This window comes from Rhizobium sp. 10PS4 (assembly GCF_032464805.1).
In the GTDB taxonomy this organism is placed as follows: domain Bacteria; phylum Pseudomonadota; class Alphaproteobacteria; order Rhizobiales; family Rhizobiaceae; genus Rhizobium; species Rhizobium laguerreae.
This window is the reverse complement of the sequence record NZ_JAWDIW010000007.1, coordinates 85,863-104,032: the sequence shown is the minus strand read 5'-3', so window position 1 is coordinate 104,032 and position 18,170 is coordinate 85,863. Positions and strand designations below refer to the sequence as shown.

Annotated in this window: 20 protein-coding genes; 17 read left to right on the top strand and 3 right to left on the bottom strand. The window is 60.1% G+C overall.

The window, feature by feature from the left end:
• Positions 1-2 precede the first annotated feature (2 nt).
• Positions 3-953, bottom strand: a complete 951-nt coding sequence (locus RWJ89_RS14990) for a FliM/FliN family flagellar motor switch protein (protein WP_131664715.1) — start codon at positions 951-953, stop codon at positions 3-5.
• Entirely contained in the window at positions 954-1,826 is an 873-nt protein-coding gene (gene motA / locus RWJ89_RS14985) for a flagellar motor stator protein MotA (RefSeq protein ID WP_011650470.1), read from the bottom strand. It lies immediately after the preceding gene.
• 254 nt (positions 1,827-2,080) lie between these two features.
• Here motA and flgF point away from each other — a divergent pair, with 254 nt between their 5' ends.
• The 13 genes from flgF to fliP all read left to right on the top strand — a co-directional run bounded on the left by flgF (position 2,081) and on the right by fliP (position 11,097).
• Positions 2,081-2,815 carry a flagellar basal-body rod protein FlgF gene (gene flgF / locus RWJ89_RS14980; protein WP_131664716.1) on the top strand — a complete coding sequence of 245 codons (735 nt, stop codon included), beginning with the start codon at positions 2,081-2,083 and terminating at the stop codon, positions 2,813-2,815.
• 14 nt (positions 2,816-2,829) lie between these two features.
• Positions 2,830-4,230 (top strand): flagellar protein export ATPase FliI, encoded by a 1,401-nt coding sequence (gene fliI, locus RWJ89_RS14975; RefSeq protein WP_003545525.1) that lies wholly within the window; start codon positions 2,830-2,832, stop codon positions 4,228-4,230.
• Between the two features lie 2 nt (positions 4,231-4,232).
• Positions 4,233-4,775: a hypothetical protein gene (locus tag RWJ89_RS14970; protein WP_020048479.1), complete on the top strand. Its 543-nt coding sequence runs from the start codon at positions 4,233-4,235 to the stop codon at positions 4,773-4,775.
• A 234-nt stretch (positions 4,776-5,009) separates the two neighbouring features.
• Positions 5,010-5,402, top strand: coding sequence for a flagellar basal body rod protein FlgB (gene flgB / locus RWJ89_RS14965; RefSeq protein ID WP_017958990.1), 393 nt, complete (start codon positions 5,010-5,012; stop codon positions 5,400-5,402).
• Positions 5,403-5,406: 4 nt separating this feature from the next.
• Positions 5,407-5,823: a flagellar basal body rod protein FlgC gene (gene flgC, locus RWJ89_RS14960; RefSeq protein WP_003545531.1), complete on the top strand. Its 417-nt coding sequence runs from the start codon at positions 5,407-5,409 to the stop codon at positions 5,821-5,823.
• A 2-nt stretch (positions 5,824-5,825) separates the two neighbouring features.
• Entirely contained in the window at positions 5,826-6,167 is a 342-nt protein-coding gene (locus RWJ89_RS14955) for a flagellar hook-basal body complex protein FliE (protein ID WP_020048480.1), read from the top strand.
• 19 nt (positions 6,168-6,186) lie between these two features.
• Positions 6,187-6,975 (top strand): flagellar basal-body rod protein FlgG, encoded by a 789-nt coding sequence (gene flgG, locus RWJ89_RS14950; RefSeq protein WP_003545534.1) that lies wholly within the window; start codon positions 6,187-6,189, stop codon positions 6,973-6,975.
• 16 nt (positions 6,976-6,991) lie between these two features.
• The gene (gene flgA / locus RWJ89_RS14945; protein WP_131664717.1) at positions 6,992-7,474 is read left to right on the top strand and encodes a flagellar basal body P-ring formation chaperone FlgA; all 483 of its coding nucleotides are present in this window, start codon (positions 6,992-6,994) and stop codon (positions 7,472-7,474) included.
• A complete protein-coding gene (locus RWJ89_RS14940) occupies positions 7,471-8,592 on the top strand; it encodes a flagellar basal body P-ring protein FlgI (RefSeq protein ID WP_003545536.1) in 1,122 nt (373 codons plus the stop codon). The genes flgA and RWJ89_RS14940 overlap by 4 nt, the downstream gene beginning before the upstream one ends.
• Positions 8,589-9,131, top strand: coding sequence for a MotE family protein (locus RWJ89_RS14935; RefSeq protein ID WP_012756064.1), 543 nt, complete (start codon positions 8,589-8,591; stop codon positions 9,129-9,131). The genes RWJ89_RS14940 and RWJ89_RS14935 overlap by 4 nt, the downstream gene beginning before the upstream one ends.
• Positions 9,128-9,844, top strand: a complete 717-nt coding sequence (flgH, locus tag RWJ89_RS14930; protein WP_011650477.1) for a flagellar basal body L-ring protein FlgH — start codon at positions 9,128-9,130, stop codon at positions 9,842-9,844. Before RWJ89_RS14935 ends, flgH begins: the two co-directional genes overlap by 4 nt.
• Before the next feature lie 12 nt (positions 9,845-9,856).
• Complete coding sequence (locus tag RWJ89_RS14925) at positions 9,857-10,363, top strand: flagellar basal body-associated FliL family protein (protein WP_168283530.1); 507 nt, start codon at positions 9,857-9,859, stop codon at positions 10,361-10,363.
• Positions 10,360-11,097 (top strand): flagellar type III secretion system pore protein FliP, encoded by a 738-nt coding sequence (gene fliP, locus RWJ89_RS14920; protein ID WP_168283531.1) that lies wholly within the window; start codon positions 10,360-10,362, stop codon positions 11,095-11,097. The genes RWJ89_RS14925 and fliP overlap by 4 nt, the downstream gene beginning before the upstream one ends.
• A 142-nt stretch (positions 11,098-11,239) precedes the next feature.
• On the opposite strand, the gene RWJ89_RS14915 is transcribed toward fliP, so the two are convergent.
• Complete coding sequence (locus RWJ89_RS14915; RefSeq protein ID WP_131664720.1) at positions 11,240-13,156, bottom strand: O-linked N-acetylglucosamine transferase, SPINDLY family protein; 1,917 nt, start codon at positions 13,154-13,156, stop codon at positions 11,240-11,242.
• A gap of 457 nt (positions 13,157-13,613) precedes the next feature.
• Between RWJ89_RS14915 and RWJ89_RS14910 the strand changes: the two genes are divergently transcribed.
• From RWJ89_RS14910 to RWJ89_RS14895, 4 genes are all read left to right on the top strand, one after another.
• Positions 13,614-14,519: a flagellin N-terminal helical domain-containing protein gene (locus tag RWJ89_RS14910; RefSeq protein ID WP_131664721.1), complete on the top strand. Its 906-nt coding sequence runs from the start codon at positions 13,614-13,616 to the stop codon at positions 14,517-14,519.
• Positions 14,520-14,798: 279 nt separating this feature from the next.
• A complete protein-coding gene (locus RWJ89_RS14905) occupies positions 14,799-15,710 on the top strand; it encodes a flagellin N-terminal helical domain-containing protein (protein ID WP_131664722.1) in 912 nt (303 codons plus the stop codon).
• A gap of 247 nt (positions 15,711-15,957) precedes the next feature.
• Positions 15,958-16,869 (top strand): flagellin N-terminal helical domain-containing protein, encoded by a 912-nt coding sequence (locus tag RWJ89_RS14900; RefSeq protein WP_168256644.1) that lies wholly within the window; start codon positions 15,958-15,960, stop codon positions 16,867-16,869.
• 299 nt (positions 16,870-17,168) lie between these two features.
• The gene (locus RWJ89_RS14895; protein WP_026264919.1) at positions 17,169-18,131 is read left to right on the top strand and encodes a flagellin N-terminal helical domain-containing protein; all 963 of its coding nucleotides are present in this window, start codon (positions 17,169-17,171) and stop codon (positions 18,129-18,131) included.
• The last annotated feature ends 39 nt before the right edge of the window (positions 18,132-18,170 follow it).

Genomic DNA, 18,170 nt, shown 5'->3' with positions numbered 1-18,170 from the left:
GATTAATTCATTAAATGACGGATGAGTTCGTCATCCGAGTTCATCGTATCCTTGACGCGGACCATGTAGTTTTCACCTGAACGCCCGAACTCGCACACATACAATTCCTTGCTGTTGGCGCTGACCTCGACGCGCACCTCGCCGTGGTCGCGGAACGGAATGACGTCGCCGACCATCAGCTTCGATATGGTGCGCAACGTCAGGTCCTGCAGCCTGATCTTGGCCTCGAGCGTGACATGTGAGCGGCGGACCTGGTCGCCAAGCTGTTCGGTCCATTCCGCTGAGTTGCTGCTGGCCTGGCGTTTCGGCTTCGGCGGCGTTACCTTGGTCTTGAGCAGTGCCGTCTGCGGAACGATCAACGTAAATTCCGAAACGATGCCGGCAAGCGTGATCGACATGTTGATGGCGGCGGCGAATTCGTCCGGACGATCCTCCTGCGGCCGGGCGCGCATGTCATGGGCGTACGGAGCCGAAAGGCTCGGTTCGAAACCGCCCGGCGCGTTGACGGCCGAGCGCAGCACCTTGGCGATCTTGTCGAAGACCATGACCGCCAGATCCAGCTCGATGATCGACAGCAGCCGGTCGGCCGGTTCCTCGATCGTATCGGCTGTGGCGCCGAGCAGATGCTCCATCAGCGTGATGACGAAGCCGTTGCCGCAGGCAAGCGTAATGTTCTGCGACCAGTTGCGCAGCGTCGCGTCGACGAGTGTGACGTTCGCGCTCAGGTCTTCGATGAGGTGGTTCTTGTAGCCGATATCGCAGCCGAGATAGTTGACCGTCACGTCGAGGCCAGTCTCGCTTTTGATGACGTCGAGAAAGAATTCGCTGTAGATTTCCCCGAAGGAGCTGCAGATCTTAGCGACCCTGCCTCTGTCGCCAAGCCCGCCTGTCAGCTTGGCGAGGAGGGTAGGATCCATTGCCGGTTTGTCGTGCGAAGCATTGCTCATAGTCATTTAAGCCGCCTTGTTTTCGCCACCTGGGTTCATCATTTCCTGCTCGACCGCATCGATGGACGGACGCTCGTAAGCCGAGATCGTCTTGCGACCGTATTCGAGAGCGACCTGCGGTACCGAGCCGTTCATATAGGCAAGCAGCGTCTGCTTGACGATGACGTAGAGGCGGTGCTGCTTGTTGCGCACGACCTTGATCTGGGAGACCAGCGGCGAGCAGACGCAGTAGGACAAGAGAATGCCGAGGAAGGTGCCGACGAGCGCCGAGCCGATCAGGTGACCGAGCACTTCGGGCGAATCGTTGATGTGGGCCATCGCCTTGATGACGCCGAGAACGGCCGCGACGATACCGATCGCCGGGAACGAATCGCCCATGATCTGGATCGCGTGGTAGGGTTTCATCTTGTCGTGCATGATGGTGTTGAGCTCTTCATCCATCAGCGCCTCGATCTCGTGGCTGCGGGCGTTGCCGATGATGATCAGGCGCACGTAGTCGCAGATGAACGCCGTCAGTTCCTTGTTCTTCAGAACGGTCGGAGCCGATTGAAAGATCGTCGATTCGGCCGGATTGTCGATATGGGCTTCGATTTCGTTTCGCGACTTGGTGCGCAGATCGCGCATCAGCGAATAAAGCACGCCGAGCGTATCGAGATAGTTACGTTCCTTCGGCACGGCATGCTTGAAGGCTTCGCCGAGTGCCTTGCCGGAATCCTTCACCACCTTCATCGGGTTCGCCATGATGAAGCTGCCGAGACCGGCGCCACCGATGATGACGAATTCGAAGGGCTGGAACAGAGCGTTCACGTCGCCGCCCATCGCCATGAAGCTGCCGATGACACAGCCGCAAGTCACTATAAATCCGATAATGATGTTCATCGTCAGCCCAATCTGAACGTTGCTTTTCATTGAGACCGATAGGGTTTCTGCCTTGCGTGAGGCTGATGAAAGGCCCGCTCGCGGGGCATTTCCGCGTGCCAGCTTCGCGCAAGCATCTGCCGTCAGTCTAAAGGGGACGAATGGGTGTCCGCGCCCGTTTCTGAGATGCCGCCTCAGCGAAATCCCGGCCGAACCACATAAGACGACGCCCGGCTTTTCGTTCCGTTCATCGCCAATGCTTGGAGCTTACCGACATGCAATCCGGTCTTTATGTTTCTCTGTCGTCGCAGATGGCCCTCGAAAAGCGCCTGACCACCATCGCAGACAACATGGCGAACGTGAACACGACCGGTTTTCGCGCCACCGAGGTGAAGTTCGACGAGATGGTGGCAGCCACCAAGAACAAGCTGAACACCAAGGTCGCCTTCGTTTCCCAGGGCAACGACTACCTGAACGAGGGAAATGGCGAGTTGCAGCACACCGGCAACATGCTCGATTTCGCCGTCAAGGGTGATGCCTGGTTTGCGCTCGACACGCCGGCCGGCCAGGTTCTGACGAGGGATGGCCGCTTTACGATCAAGGATACCGGCGAACTCGTCTCGATCCGCGGATACCCGGTTCTTGACGCCGGCGGCGCACCGATCCAGCTCAACACGACAGGCGGCGAGCCGGCCGTCGGCACCGACGGCATCATCTATCAGGGCGGCCGGCAGATCGGCTCGCTCGGCCTGTTCGAGGCCGATGTCAGCAAGGGTTACCTGCGCTACGAAAACAGCGGCATCATGACCACCGACCAGCCGCGCGCTGTCGTCGACCGCTTCAATGTCGGTGTCGAGCAGGGTTATCTCGAAAACTCCAACGTCAATGCCATGCGCGAGATCACCCAGCTGATCGAAGTCAACCGCGCCTTCGAAAGCGTCTCGTCGCTGATGCGCGACAGCGAGGATTCTTTCAAGGAAGCCGTCCAGACGCTTGGGGGCAGCCGCTAGGCTAGAGTTAAAGCATGAGCACCACATTACTGTCTGAGGACGGCCTTTCCCCGAAGCTGGCGCATCTGGCGGGCCTCGTCGACCGATACGCATCGCCGGAGTTTGCGGTTGCCCATGGCGGCCGCGTGCAGACCATCGCTGCCGGCCACTACACGGTTCACGGTCTCTCCCGCCATGTTCGTCTGGGCGAGTTCGTGGCCCATAAATCGGCCACCGGCATCCATCTCGGCGAGGTCGTGCGCGTCGAGCCGGAACTGATCTATGTCTGCCCGATCGAACCCGGCGAACCGATCGGCATCCACGATACCGTCATCCGCAAGGGCGCCTTCCGCATTTCACCGACGGACAGCTGGTGTGGGCGCACCGTCAACTCGCTCTGCGAGCCGATCGACGGGCTGGGCCCGATCACCGAGGGCCTCGATCGCCGCTCGATCTCGAATACCGCGCCGCCCTCGATGACCCGCAAGCGTGTCGAGACCGGCTTCAAGACCGGCGTGCGCGCGATCGACATCTTCTCGCCGCTCTGCCTCGGCCAGCGCCTCGGCATCTTCGCCGGTTCGGGTGTCGGCAAGTCGACGCTTCTGTCCATGCTCGCCCGCGCCGATGCCTTCGACAAGGTTGTCATTGCGCTCGTCGGCGAACGCGGCCGCGAAGTGCGCGAATTCATCGAGGATACGCTCGGCAGCAATATGAAGAAGGCGATCGCCGTCGTCGCCACCAGCGACGAGAGCCCGATGCTGCGCAAGATGGCGCCGCTGACGGCGGTCACCATCGCCGAGCATTTCCGCGACAAGGGCGAGAACGTCCTCTTCATCGTCGATAGCGTCACGCGTTTCGCCCATGCGATCCGCGAGGTGGCGACCGCCTCCGGCGAACCGCCGATCGCGCGCGGTTATCCCGCCTCCGTTTTCACCGAGCTGCCGCGCCTCCTGGAACGCGCCGGTCCCGGTCCCGAAGGCGCCGGCACCATCACGGCGATCATCTCGATCCTCGTCGACGGCGACAATCACAATGACCCGATCGCCGATTCGACCCGCGGCATCCTCGACGGACATATCGTCCTGCAGCGCAGTCTCGCCGAAGAAGGGCGGTATCCCCCGATCGATCCGCTCGCCTCGATCTCGCGTCTCGCCCGCAAAGCCTGGACGCCGGATCAGGAAAAGCTGGTATCGCGGCTGAAGGTGCTGATCCATCGTTTCGAAGAGACGCGCGACCTGCGCATGATCGGCGGTTACCGCCAGGGTGCTGATCCCGATCTCGACATGGCGATCAAGCAGGTGCCGATTATTTACGACGTCCTGAAGCAGTCTCCGGGCGATCGCGACTCGCTCGACGCTTTCGCCGATCTCGCCGGCGCGCTCAAGGCTGCAGCCGGCATGGGCAATCAGGGCGCCCCTATTCAGAGGAGAGGCTAGACGTGGCTGATTTCGACGACGAACGTATCGCTTCCCTGAAGCAGCGCAGGAAAGCCGCCATCCTGGATCGGTTTCTGACCTTCTCCGGCCTGGCGCTTGCCGGCGCCTCCGCCTTCTTTCCCTGGTACGTCTTCTTCAATGCGGACAAATTCGGCATCAATGTCGCCGCCAGCGAGAATTCGCGTGAACTGCCGGATTGGCCGGCCCGCAACGTCTTCAGCGTCTCGCCACTTGCCATGGTCAACAAGAACGAGGCGGACAAGAAGGCCCCGCCGATCGATCCGCTGACGACGGCGACGGTCTCCGATCTCGGCAAGGAGCGCGATGGCCGCGCCATACAGGAAGATCAGCCTTTCCCCGGCAAATCTTCCTTCCGCCTGCTGCATGTTTCCAACGGCCGGGCGCTGATCGAGGATCCCTCGGGCATGTATGTGGTGCGCATCGGCTCGATCCTGCCCGACGAAAGCCGTCTTGCGACACTCGAGCAGCGCGACGGCAAATGGGTGATCGTCACCTCCAAAGGCGAGATCTACCAGAACAATTGAAGCTGTCCGTAAACGCCGAAGGCAACAGGAGCTCCGCCGTGAACCGGCCGGAGCCCCTGTTTTTTATTCCGTCATTTCTTGGATCGATTCCGATTTATGGAATGACGCAGCTATTCAAAGAGTTACAGCGTCGCGGCGGCGTTCCCCCGAAAACCGCCTCGACGCCTGAATTCCCCGTAAGTCCCACGCAAGATTACCGCACTAGGTTCGGGACAGTAAAAACGGAGAGTTCTCATGCAACCGATCCAACTTTTCGACTTGGCTTCGCGGCAGGCGGAATGGCTGACGATCCGTCAGCAGGTTGTTGCCGGCAACATCGCGAATGCCAATACCCCGAAGTTCCGCGCCAAGGACGTTACGCCCTTTGATGCGGTGCTCGACAATTCCGATATCAACATGGCGCGCACCAATCCGGCGCATCTCAGCGGCAACGATTTCAGCGACAGCGGCGATATCGACGTCAAGGACGCCGCGCTCGATCAGGAAATCGGTGTCCAGGAATCCGGCAATACGGTCGGTTTGGCCGAGGAGCTCTCCAAGTCGGGCGATATCAAGCGTCAGTACGATCTGAACACCTCGCTGGTCAGTTCCTTCAACCGCATGATGTTGATGACGGTCAGGAGGTAAAGTCATGGATCCGCTTTCAGCAGCAATGAAAATCGCCGGTTCCGGGCTCGAGGCGCAGTCGACGCGCCTGCGCATCGTTTCGGAAAACATCGCCAATGCCCGCTCGACCGGCGACACGCCCGGCGCCGATCCCTATCGCCGCAAGACGATTACCTTCGGCCAGCAGATGGATCGCAGTAACGGCGTCGAGACTGTCGGCGTCAAGAAGGTCGGCGTCGACGAAGGCGACTTCAGCACTGAATTCGACCCCAGCAATCCGGCTGCGGACCAGAAGGGCGTCGTCAAACTGCCGAACGTCAATATCCTGGTCGAGATGGCCGACATGCGCGAAGCCAACCGCTCGTATGACGCCAATCTGCAGACCATCAAACAGACCCGCGATCTCATCTCCTCCACGATCGACCTCCTGAAGAGCCAATAAGAATGATCAGCAGCGTCCAGAATGTCAGCAACCTTTCGATGACCCGTGCGCTCGGCGCCGTCGACACCGAAAATTCCGCCTCCTCGTCTGCCGCCACCATGTCGGGCGCCGCAGGAGCGGCCAACGGCATGAGCTTCGCCTCTGTCATGGGCAACATGGCGAGTGAGGCGGTCAACAGCCTGAAGGGTGCGGAAAGCATGTCCTTTGCCGGTATCAAGGGCACGGCGACGACGCGTGAAGTCGTCGATTCCATGCTCCAGGCCGAGCAGACGCTGCAGACCGCGATTGCCATCCGCGACAAGGTCGTCTCGGCCTTTCTCGAAGTCACCAAGATGCAGATGTAACTGATTTGAGGACGAACACATGAGAGCGCTCGCCATCGCAGCAACGGGCATGGATGCCCAGCAGACCAATCTGGAAGTCATCGCGAACAACATCGCGAACATCAATACGACCGGTTTCAAGCGCGCCCGCGCCGAATTCTCGGATCTTCTCTACCAGACCGAACGTGCCAAGGGTGTCGCCAACCGCGCCAACCAGGCCGTCGTTCCGGAAGGTGCCAATATCGGCCTCGGCGTCCAGACCTCGGCGGTTCGCAACCTGCATCTCCAGGGCGAACTGACCCAGACCGGCAACGATCTCGACGTAGCGCTGATCGGCAAGGGCTTCTTCCAGATCCAGTCGACCGACGGTACGACGCTTTACAGCCGCGCCGGCGCCTTCAACAAGAACGACCAGGGCCAACTCGTCACCATCGACGGCTACGAGGTCCTTCCCGGCATCACCATTCCGACGGGCTCGACCGAACTGACGATCAGCCGCTCCGGCCAGGTCTCGGCCAAGCTGCCGGGAGCGACGGAGGCGACCGAGCTCGGCCAGTTGACCCTTGCCGACTTCGTCAACGAGGCGGGTCTCCAGCCGCTCGGCGACAATCTCTTCCAGGAAACGCCGGCCTCCGGCGAAGCCGTCATCGGCAATCCTGACGAGGAAGGTTTCGCCTACATGAAGCAGGGTTACCTGGAATCTTCCAACGTCGACCCGGTGAAGGAAATCACCGAGCTGATCTCGGCCCAGCGCGCTTACGAAATGAATTCCAAGGTGATCACCACCGCTGATGAAATGGCCTCCATCGTCAGCAAGAACCTGAAGTAAAGGGAAGGGCCGAAACATGATGTTTTGCCGGGCAGGACACATCGCAGGATGGGTGGCGGCAGCCACGATCGCAGTCGCGGGCATTTTCCTGCCCGCGGACGTGGATGCCGGCATGGGTTATGCCGTCGTCCCGACGACGATCATCTATCCCGGCGACACATTGTCGTCGAGCCAGCTTCAGGAGGTCGAGGTCACCAACCCCAACCTCGCCGGCGATTATGCCAAATCCATTTCGCAGGTCGAAGGCATGGTCTCCAAGCGCACGCTGTTGCCGGGCCGCACGATTTCGGTTTCGGGTCTGCGCGAGGCCTATACGGTGACGCGCGGCTCTTCGATCCGCCTGGTCTTATCGCTCGGCGCGATGACGATCTCCGCCGCCGGCACGCCGCTCGAAGACGGCACGATCGGGCAGGTCGTTCGCGCGCGCAATATGGACTCCGGCGTCATCGTCAGCGGCACTGTGCTTGCGGACGGCACGGTCCATGTGAGGGCAAAATGAAATTGTTCTTCCGTTTCGTCACCCTTGTCGCGGTTCTCGCCATGAGTTTGGCTGATGTCGCGCCCGCCTGGGCGCTGACCTCCCGCATCAAGGACATCGCCTCCCTTCAGGCCGGGCGCGACAACCAGCTGATCGGTTATGGCCTGATCGTCGGCCTGCAGGGAACCGGCGACGGCTTCCGTGCCTCCCCCTTCACCGAGCAGTCGATGCGAGCGATGCTGCAGAATCTCGGCATCTCGACGCAGGGCGGCCAGTCCAACGCCAAGAATACCGCGGCCGTGATGGTCACCGCCAACCTGCCGCCCTTCGCAAGTCCCGGCAGTCGTATCGACGTGACGGTGAGCTCGCTCGGCGACGCGACGTCGCTGCGCGGCGGCACGCTCGTCATGACCTCGCTTTCCGGCGCCGACGGGCAGATCTATGCCGTCGCGCAGGGCGCTGTCATCGTCTCCGGTTTCCAGGCGCAGGGCCAGGCGGCGACCGTGACCGAAGGCGTCACCACCGCAGGCCGCGTGCCCGGCGGCGCGATCATCGAACGTGAACTGCCGTCCCGCTTCAAGGACTCGGTCAATCTCGTCCTGCAGCTGCGCAACCCAGACTTCTCGACGGCGATCCGTATCGCCGACATCGTCAACGGTTATGCCTCGGCGCGCTTCGGCGGCCCGGTCGCCGAAGCCAAGGATTCGCAGGAAGTCGTGATCCAGAAGCCGCGCGCGGCCGATCTCACCCGGCTGATGGCCGACGTCGAAAACCTCATCGTCGAAACCGATACGCCGGCCAAGGTGGTCATCAACGAGCGCACCGGAACGATCGTTATCGGCTCCGACGTCCGCGTCTCGCCGGTCGCCGTCAGCTACGGCACCTTGACTGTCCAGGTCACCGAGACGCCACAGATCATCCAGCCCGAACCCTTCTCGCGCGGCCGGACCGCCGTCCAGCCGCAGACCGATATCGCGGCCGAGCAGACTGGTGGGCGCGTCGCCATCATCGACGGTCCAGATCTCAGGACCCTTGTCGCCGGCCTCAATAATATCGGTGTGAAACCGGATGGCATCATCGCCATTCTCCAGGGCATCAAGTCGGCAGGCGCCCTGCAGGCGGAGCTTGTGCTGCAATGATTGATATCATCAACCCTGACATGACGGTTCTGCAATTGCTGCGCCGGCTGGCGCTGCCGGCCGCAGGCCTCGTCCTTCTGTCGATCCCCAGCGCCTTCGCGCAGGAACATGCGCCGGCAGGCGACATCACCTCCCAGGACGAGATCAAGCAGTTCTGCACCAACATCGCAGAGCCTGCCCGCGACCAGCGTTACCTGCTGCAGAAGCAGGAGCTGGAAAAGCTTCGCGCCGACATCGACGCCCGCATGGCGGAAATGGACAAGCGCAAGGCCGAATACCAGGATTGGCTGAAGCGGCGTGACGATTTCCTGAAGCAGGCGGAAGCCGGCCTCACTGAAATCTACAGGAAGATGAAGCCGGATGCGGCCGCACTTCAGTTGCAGGACATGAAGATCGAGGTGGCCTCCGCCGTGATCATGCGGCTCGGCCCGCGTCAGTCGAGCCTCATCCTCAACGAGATGGACCCTGAGAAAGCCGCGGTCATCGCCAGCGTCATCGCCAGCGCGTCCGATCCCAATACGTCGAAGGATCCTTCATGAATATGCGTTTCCCGGCCGCGATCGCCGCCCTCGCACTCCTTGCAGGTTGCCAGTCTCCGACGGCGGTCAGCGAGATCGGCCGTGCGCCTGCGATGAGCCCGATCGGCAGCGGCCTCGCCTACGGCCAGACACCACAGATGGCGCTTTATCCGAAACAGCCGCGCGCCGTGGCGCAAGGCTATTCGCTGTGGAGCGATTCTCAGGCCGCCCTCTTCAAGGATGCGCGCGCGCTCAACGTCGGCGACATCCTGACCGTCGACATCCAGATCAACGACAAGGCCTCCTTCGACAACGAGACCAACCGCAGCCGCACGAATTCGAGCGGCATGAACTGGGACGTCAACGCCCAGATCTTCGGCTGGACGCCCGAGTCGAAGACCGACCTGACTTATGGCTCCGACACCAGCACCGACGGCAAGGGCAAGATCGAGCGCACCGACAAGCTCACCCTTCTGGTCGCCGCCGTCGTCACCGGCATTCTCGAAAACGGCAACCTCGTCATCTCGGGCTCGCAGGAAGTCCGCCTGAACCAGGAGCTGCGCATCCTGAATGTCGCCGGTATCGTTCGCCCGCAGGACGTCAATGCCGACAACCAGATCTCCTACGACAAGATCGCCGAAGCCCGCATCTCCTACGGCGGCCGCGGCCGCCTGATGGAAGTGCAGCAGCCTCCGCGCGGCCAGCAGGCCGTCGATCTTTTCTCGCCGCTTTGAGGCTGAACGACGATGGCAGAGCCAGACGCAAGCACAGGTCAACCGAAGAAGAAATCCGGCGCGCTGATGACGATCATCGGCATCGCCGTGCTCACCCTGCTCGGCGCCGGCGGCGGATGGGCGGTCGGCACGATCGTCGCGCCCAACGTCAAGGGCGCCAAGGAGGCCGAACAGGCCAAGGAAGCCGAGGCCAAGAAGAAGGCCGAGGAAGGTCTGGCGCGAATTTCGACTGAGGCCAACAACGTCGTCCAGCTCGAGCCGATCACGTCGAACCTTGCCTACCCGTCGGAAAACTGGGTGCGACTCGAGGTCGCGCTGCTCTTCAACGGGCCGCCGGATGTCAAGGTTTCCGAGGATATTCACCAGGATATCCTCGCTTATATCAGGACCGTTTCCCTCCAGCAGATCGAAGGGCCGCGGGGCTTTCAATATCTCAAGGATGACATTCAGGAACGTGTTGACCTTCGCTCGCAAGGGCGGGTATCGAAGGTCATGTTCAGGACATTTGTCATCGAATGATTCGTCTCATAGTTTTCCTTGCCGCCATGATGGCGGTACCGGAACTGGCGGTGGCACAGCAGCTGCCGACTGACTTGTTGAACCTACCGGTCGATGGCTCCGTCGCCGCCTGGATCATCCGCACATTCGGCCTGCTGACCATTCTTTCGGTCGCGCCGGGTATCCTGATCATGGTGACGAGCTTTCCGCGCTTCATCATCGCTTTTTCGATCCTGCGTTCAGGGATGGGCCTCTCCTCGACGCCCTCCAACATGATCCTCCTGTCGCTGTCGCTGTTCATGACCTTCTACGTCATGTCGCCGACCTTCGATCAGGCCTGGCAGAACGGCGTGCAGCCGCTGCTTGCCAATCAGATCAACGAGACCGAGGCAGTCCAGCGTATCGGCGAACCCTTCCGCACCTTCATGGCGGCCAATACCCGCGACAAGGATCTGGCGCTCTTCGTCGATCTGGCGCGCGAACGCGGACAGAATATCCAGACGACCGCTCCGATCGACTACCGCGTGCTGATCCCGGCCTTCATGATTTCCGAGATTCGCCGCGGCTTCGAGATCGGCTTCCTTGTCGTGCTGCCGTTCCTCGTCATCGACCTCATCGTCGCGACCATCACCATGGCGATGGGTATGATGATGCTGCCGCCGACCTCGATCTCGCTGCCTTTCAAGATTCTCTTCTTCGTGCTGATCGACGGCTGGAACCTGCTCGTCGGCAGCTTGGTGCGCTCGTTCAGCTGAACGGCTGCCGCCGTTTGGATATTCGCCAATGAGAAAACCCGTCGGATTGCTCCGGCGGGTTCTTTCATTATGCAGCAATTCAAGGTGCCAAGCGTCGTTTACGACTCTGAAAGACGCGTGGCGCTGCAGTGGTCGAAAAGCCTCACTCGGCCGCGAACGGCGCCGTGCGCGGTGGCAGCGCCGGAATGTCCATATGATCGGGTGCAAGACCCTGCTTGGCGCGCTCGGCCATGATTTCATAGGCTTGCTCCAGATGGTCGCAGAACCGTTCGGCATCGAAGAGCGGCGCGATATAACGCTTCTCCTTGAGATGCGCTTTGTATTCGGCGATCCGCCCGGGGTTCTCAGCCAATTCGACAGCCATATCCTCATAGGCCTGCAGGTCGGGCGCAACGAGATCGGGCAGGTCGATGGCACTGAGCAGGCTCTCGCTGACGCGTGACGCGAAGTTGGTGCCCTTGACGGTCAGGACCGGCAGGCCGCCCCAGAGCTGCTCCGAGGTGGTCGTGTGGCCATTGACCGGGAAGGTGTCGATGCCGAGGTCGGCTGCCTGCTGACGGTCTATATGTTCTTCGTAAGGGGCGCGCGGGCAGAAGATGATCCGCTTGGGCGAAATGCCCGCCGTCTGGAACTGCTTCAAGAGGTTTGCCTGGTTGCGCGGCGTATTCGCCATCAGCCAGAGCACGCTGTTCGGCGCGCGCTTGAGAATACGGCACCAGCTGTCGATCGTCTCCGGCGTGATCTTGCGGTTGCCGTTGAAGGACGCGAAGATGAAGGCGTCATCAGGCAGGCCGAGCTGCTCGCGTGTAACAGCACGTGGCTTCGGACGATGCATCGGGTCGTTCGGCTGGTAGCTCTCCGGCAGGCGGCAGAACTTCTCGTGGTAGAAGGGTTTGGCCACCTCGGGCAGCACCGAATGGTCGCCGATGACATAATCGAGATCGATATTGACCGTGCTGCCGGGAAAACCGAGCCAACCGACATGCACCGGCGCCAGCGGCAAGTTGAAGGCCGTGGCGCGGCTGCCTGACGTATGGCCCTTCAGATCGACCATGATGTCGATATTATGCTTGCGCACCGCTTCCAGCATCATCTGGTCGGAGAAGCCGTGAACGGTGACGATCCTGCCCCAACGGCTGCGGTCGGTGTCGTTGTGCTTCAGGAATTCCGGTTCGGTATGGCAGAAAAGGGTTACCTCGAACCGGTCCTTGTCGTGCAACTCGAGGATACGCTGCAAGAGCTTCATCGTCGCGTGACGATCCCAGAAGTCGGATGACATGTAGCCGATCCGGATCTTGTCCGACCATGTGTGCGGCTGGCTGCGGCGGAAGGCCACCCGTTCCGGGTTGAGGGGCGTGGTGCCGATCGTCGCATACCGGTTGAAATCCTCGTTGCCGCACCAGTGCAGATGATAGAATGGGTTGTCCTTGCGTAGGATCTCGACATCGCCCTTTGCAAGGGTGGCGTCGATCACTGCCTGATGCTTGCTTGCCTCTTCGAACTCGTTGAATTCGCGGGCGAAAACAAGATGAAGGAAGCGGAATGCGAGATTGCCGGGAAAACGCTTGAAGAGGTTGCGCGCAAGGGCCTGGTTGGTTGCGTCGTGCAGATCGTCGCTCAGCAGCAGGGCTGCCAGGCGCATATGATCGGGATTTTGGCTCTCCGACAGCACCGTCTTGAACGGCCGGATGATATCCCGCTGCTGGCGCTTCAGATAGATCGCGGTGATGATGAAGGCGAGTTCCGGGTCTTCCTGGGCCTTGCTGAGGTTTCGCATGGCGATCAGCAGGGCGTCGTCCTCGCTGCCGGTCTCGTAGTGCAGCTTGGCAGCCTGTTTCTGGTATTCGTAGGCGTTCGGTCCTTCGCAGTTGCCGGCCAGGCCATAGGCTTTCGCGGCATCGGCCTTGAAGCCGAGTTGCACGAGGTTTTTGGCCAGCAACGCATAGGTCTTGGCGTCCTGCTGGATATCCATCAACTGGTTGAGCGTCGCCAAGGACTGTGTGTAGCGGCCCATCTGGTAATCCTTTGATGCCGCAGAGAACGAAACTTTGCTGTTCAAAACTCAACTCCGTGAAGGAAATGTTCTGGCATGGCTGTCGATCGCCGAAGCGCGCATGGCTCGTCCTCCCAAAAACGGGGTCGGTCCGATGATGCTATCCCGGCATCCGCCACACTGGCATTCGAAGCTTGCTTGAAACCGGTGGCGCGATGAGCGCCTGCTTTGTCCGGAAAGCCTTCGACTGTCCCAGGAAAGCGCACCTTTCGGATGCCAAAAATTATCTTCAGCCGGCATTAACTAAGCCTTGTGAGAAGGCATTAACTATGCCCTGCAAGGAGCCGGCCCAGGGTCTGTATTTTTAAGAAGTTGGCAAGCATTGGCTGCGAAATTGCCCTGGACATGACGGGTTTGGGCCAAACAAAAAAGGCGCCGAGTAGCATGAAGCTGGTCCGTCATCGCCGGTACTACAGTCCGGTATGTCCTCCTTTTTGTATCTTGTTTTTCAGGGGACAGACTTATGACAAGCATTAACACCAATTCTTCCGCAATGGCCGCTCTCCAGACGCTGCGTGCCGTCAACCAGGGCCTCAACCAGACGCAGAACCACGTTTCGTCGGGCTATCGCGTCGAAAAGGCTTCTGACAACGCCGCTTACTGGTCGATCGCAACGACCATGCGTTCGGACAACAAGGCTCTCTCGGCTGTTTCCGACGCTCTCGGCGTAGGCGCTGCCAAGGTCGATACCGCTTACACTGCCATGGACAGCGCCATCGACGTCGTCGGCGATATCAAGGCCAAGCTCGTTGCTGCAACTGAAAGCGGCGTCGACAAGGCCAAGGTTCAGGAAGAAATCGGTCAGCTGCAGCAGCAGCTCCTGAGCATTGCTCAGTCGGCTTCCTTCAACGGTGAAAACTGGGTTGCCGGCGCGTCGGGCACCAAGAGCGTCGTTTCCTCCTTCGTCCGCGACGGCTCCAACGCTGTTTCGATCAAGACGACCGACTATGCTCTCTCGAGCGGCTCGCTCGGCAACGTCCTGTTCGGCATGAGCGGCGGTTCGGTTGAAACCTCCACGGGTATCCTCGGTACTTCGACGGGTACGGTCGGCTCGATCTACTCGATGAGCATCACCACCTTCACCGCCGGCCAGATCCAGACGGCTTTGACCAACGTTGAAGCGGCTCTGAAGGCTATGACCAGCGCCGGCGCTGCTCTCGGCTCGCTCTCCAAGCGCATCGACAGCCAGGACGACTTCGTCAACGCGCTCAGCGACTCGATCGACTCCGGTGTCGGCCGCCTCGTTGACGCCAACATGGAAGAGGAATCCTCCAAGCTCAGCGCCCTGCAGACCCAGCAGCAGCTGGCGATCCAGTCGCTGTCGATCGCGAACTCTTCTTCGCAGAACATTCTGTCGCTGTTCCGCTAGGACAGCCCACAACACTTCCAAGTTTCGCGGCCGGGTCATCCCCGGCCGCGAAATGTTTTAATATAAGGTTAATCAAAATCCTCCTAACTATCAGATATTTTTACGCTATTTCCAATTTGAATTTAGCTTTCCTTAACCATCTTGCTGTCATCTAGGCCCATCGAAACGGCGAGTTAACCCTAACAGGAATGGTTAACAGGCATGATGCTGATCGCTGTGGGCCGGCCCAAAATCCGGAATGTCCCTTCTTAAAATCTGCCAACAAGGGGCAAGTAAACAATGACGAGCATCAACACCAATAATGCTGCAATGGCAGCCCTCCAGACTCTCCGTGGCATCAACCAGGGTCTCCAGGAAACCCAGGCTCACGTTTCGTCCGGCTATCGCGTCGGCAAGGCTTCCGACAACGCTGCTTACTGGTCGATCGCAACGACCATGCGGTCGGACAACAAGGCTCTCTCGGCTGTATCAGACGCTCTCGGCCTCGGTGCCGCCAAGGTCGACACCGCTTATTCCGCCATGGACAGCGCCATCGACGTCGTCGGCGACATCAAGGCAAAGCTCGTTGCCGCCACTGAAAACGGCGTCGACAAGGCCAAGGTCCAGGAAGAAATCAGCCAGTTGCAGCAGCAGCTCCTGAGCATCGCACAGTCGGCCTCGTTCTCGGGTGAAAACTGGGTCGCCGGCGCGTCTGGCACCAAGAGCGTCGTTTCCACCTTCGTCCGCGATGCCTCTAACGCCGTTTCGGTCAAGACAACCGACTATGCTCTCTCGAACGGCTCCATGGGCAACGTCCTGTTCGGCATGACCACTACCGGTGCTGTTGAAACCTCCACGGGTATTCTCGGTACCTCGAATGGTGCGGTCGGCTCGGTCTTCGCAATGAGCATCACCAGCTTCACGCTGGGCCAGATCCAGTCGGCTTTGACCAACGTTGAATCGGCTCTGAAGGCTATGACCAGCGCCGGCGCTGCTCTCGGCTCGATCTCCAAGCGTATCGAGTTGCAGGAAAACTTTGTCAACGCGCTCAGCGACTCGATCGACTCCGGTGTCGGCCGCCTCGTTGACGCCAACATGGAAGAAGAGTCCTCCAAGCTCAGCGCCCTGCAGACCCAGCAGCAGCTGGCGATCCAGTCGCTGTCGATTGCGAACTCTTCTTCGCAGAACATCCTCACGCTGTTCCGCGGCTAATAGCCCGCCGAAACATCGGCCCGCCGGTCCCCGGCGGGCATCCAGGAATAGAGCCGCGCTTCGATGGAGCGCGGCTTTTTAATTTCTATTAACCAATGATTAACTATAATGCTGTCTTCTGCGGTCAACGAGACGGAGAGTTAACCAAGTTTAAGAACCGGTTAACAGGCATGAGGCTGCTTTCCGTTCCCGGTAGCTTTCCGGAATGTCCCTTTTTTCCCATCTGCCAACAAGGGGCAATCATTTTATGACCAGCATTTTGACGAACGTCGCGGCGATGGCCGCTCTTCAGACCCTCCGCGGAATCAACGACAGCCTTGAGACTACGCAGAACCACGTATCGTCGGGTTACCGCGTCGAAAAGGCAGCCGATAACGCCGCCTACTGGTCGATTGCAACGACCATGCGTTCGGACAACAAGGCTCTCGGGGCTGTTTCTGACGCTCTCGGTCTCGGCGCCGCCAAGGTCGACACCGCTTACTCCGCCATGGACAGCGCCATCGATGTTATCAGCGAAATCAAGGCGAAAATCGTCGCCGCGACCGAAAACGGTGTCGACAAGACCAAGGTCCAGGAGGAGATCAGCCAGCTGCAGCAGCAGCTCCTGAGCATCGCACAGTCGGCCTCCTTCTCCGGTGAAAACTGGGTTGCCGGCGTCGACGGCACCAAAAGCGTCGTTTCCACCTTCGTCCGCGACGGCAACGGCAATGTCTCGGTCAAGACGACGGACTATGTCCTGGACACGAGCTCGACGGGCAACGTCCTCTTCGGCATGACCTCGGCCGGCGTGATCGAGACGAGCTCGGGCATCATCGGCACGTCATACGGTACGATCGGCTCGATCTACTCGATGGACATCAGCACTTTCGGCTCGGCTGAGATCTCCATGGCTCTGACGTCAATCGAGGCCGGCCTGGAAGCCATGACCAAGGCTGCATCGCAGCTCGGCTCGATTTCCACTCGCATCGAGTTGCAGGAAAACTTCGTCGGCGCGCTCAGCGACTCGATCGATTCAGGCGTCGGTCGCCTGATCGATGCCGACATGGAAGAGGAATCGAGCAAGCTGACGGCGTTGCAAACGCAGCAGCAGCTGGCCATCCAGTCGCTGTCGATTGCCAACTCCAGCGCGCAGAACATCCTCACGCTGTTCCGCAGCTAAGTCGGGCGCTGAAGCTGGACCGAATCTTGCGCCGCCGTCTGGCAGCAAGCAAAAACCTCCCGGACCGCGCCCGAAACGGCGCGGTTCTTTCTTTTAGATCAATAGCTTGATCGAAATAGCAATCGGGGCGCCGCGCTCGGTGCTGCGCTCTTGCCGAACAGGTTGATATCGAGTTACCTTCGCCTTGAGTTGATTTGCTTTTGCGACACACCGGCGGAAACCCTGCCGGAGGCATGATGCCACCTCCGTCGCCGCCGGCAATCCGGCCTGCCCTTTCACCTTATTCCGAGACCCTGTCGATGACCGTTAAGATTACCAGCGCGTCCGCGGTGAATGCGCTTGCGGTGCTGCGCAGCATCAACAAAGAAGCCAGCCAGACTCAACAGCAAGTGTCCTCGGGATATCGCATCGAGACGGCCGCCGACGATGCGTCCTACTGGTCGGTCGCGACCGTCATGCGCTCGGACAGCACCAATCTCGGAACAATCGGAGATGCGCTCGGTCTCGGCGCTGCCAAGGTCGATGCGACTTACACGGCGATGACCTCCTCGATCGATCTCTTAAGCCAGATTCGCGCCAAGCTGGTTTCGGCAAGAGAGCCCGGCGCCGACAAGGAAAAGATCAACGCGGAGATCAGCGAATACAAGGAGCAGTTGCAGACGATCGTCGAATCGACATCGTTTGCGGGTGAAAACTGGTTGCTGAACGGCGACACCGCTCCGCCGCCGACATGGCAGGTCATCTCTGGCTTCGTGCGCGCTCCGACCGGCGAATATCAGGCCCAGACCATCGATTTCCCATCCTCGCAGACCATTCTCATCGACAAGAACAATGCAAGTGGCGGCCTATTGACCAAGTCGGTCGATGCCAACGCGATCAACAACAGCGGTGTGACGTCACGCAACTACTATCTTTTGAACGCCAACTCGACCACGCCGGCGACAGGTACGGAAATTGCGATCGGCAAGAACACGACGGATGCGCAACTTACTGACATGCTTGATGTGACCGATTCGCTGCTCGCCTCGCTGACGACGACGGCGGCTTCCATCGGCGTGATGAAGGCACGTATCGACGATCAAATAGACTACACCGCCGATCTGTCCGATTCGATCGACAAGAGTGTCGGCGCACTCGTCGATACCGACATGGACGAGGCTTCTATCCGGCAGAAGGCGATCGAAACCCAGAAGCAGATGGCGGTCGAAGCGATCTCGATCCTCAACACGGCCGCAAGCAAGATCCTGATCCTGCTGGAATAGGGGTGGGTGCGATCACGGGTGGCGGCGGCGCCATTCATC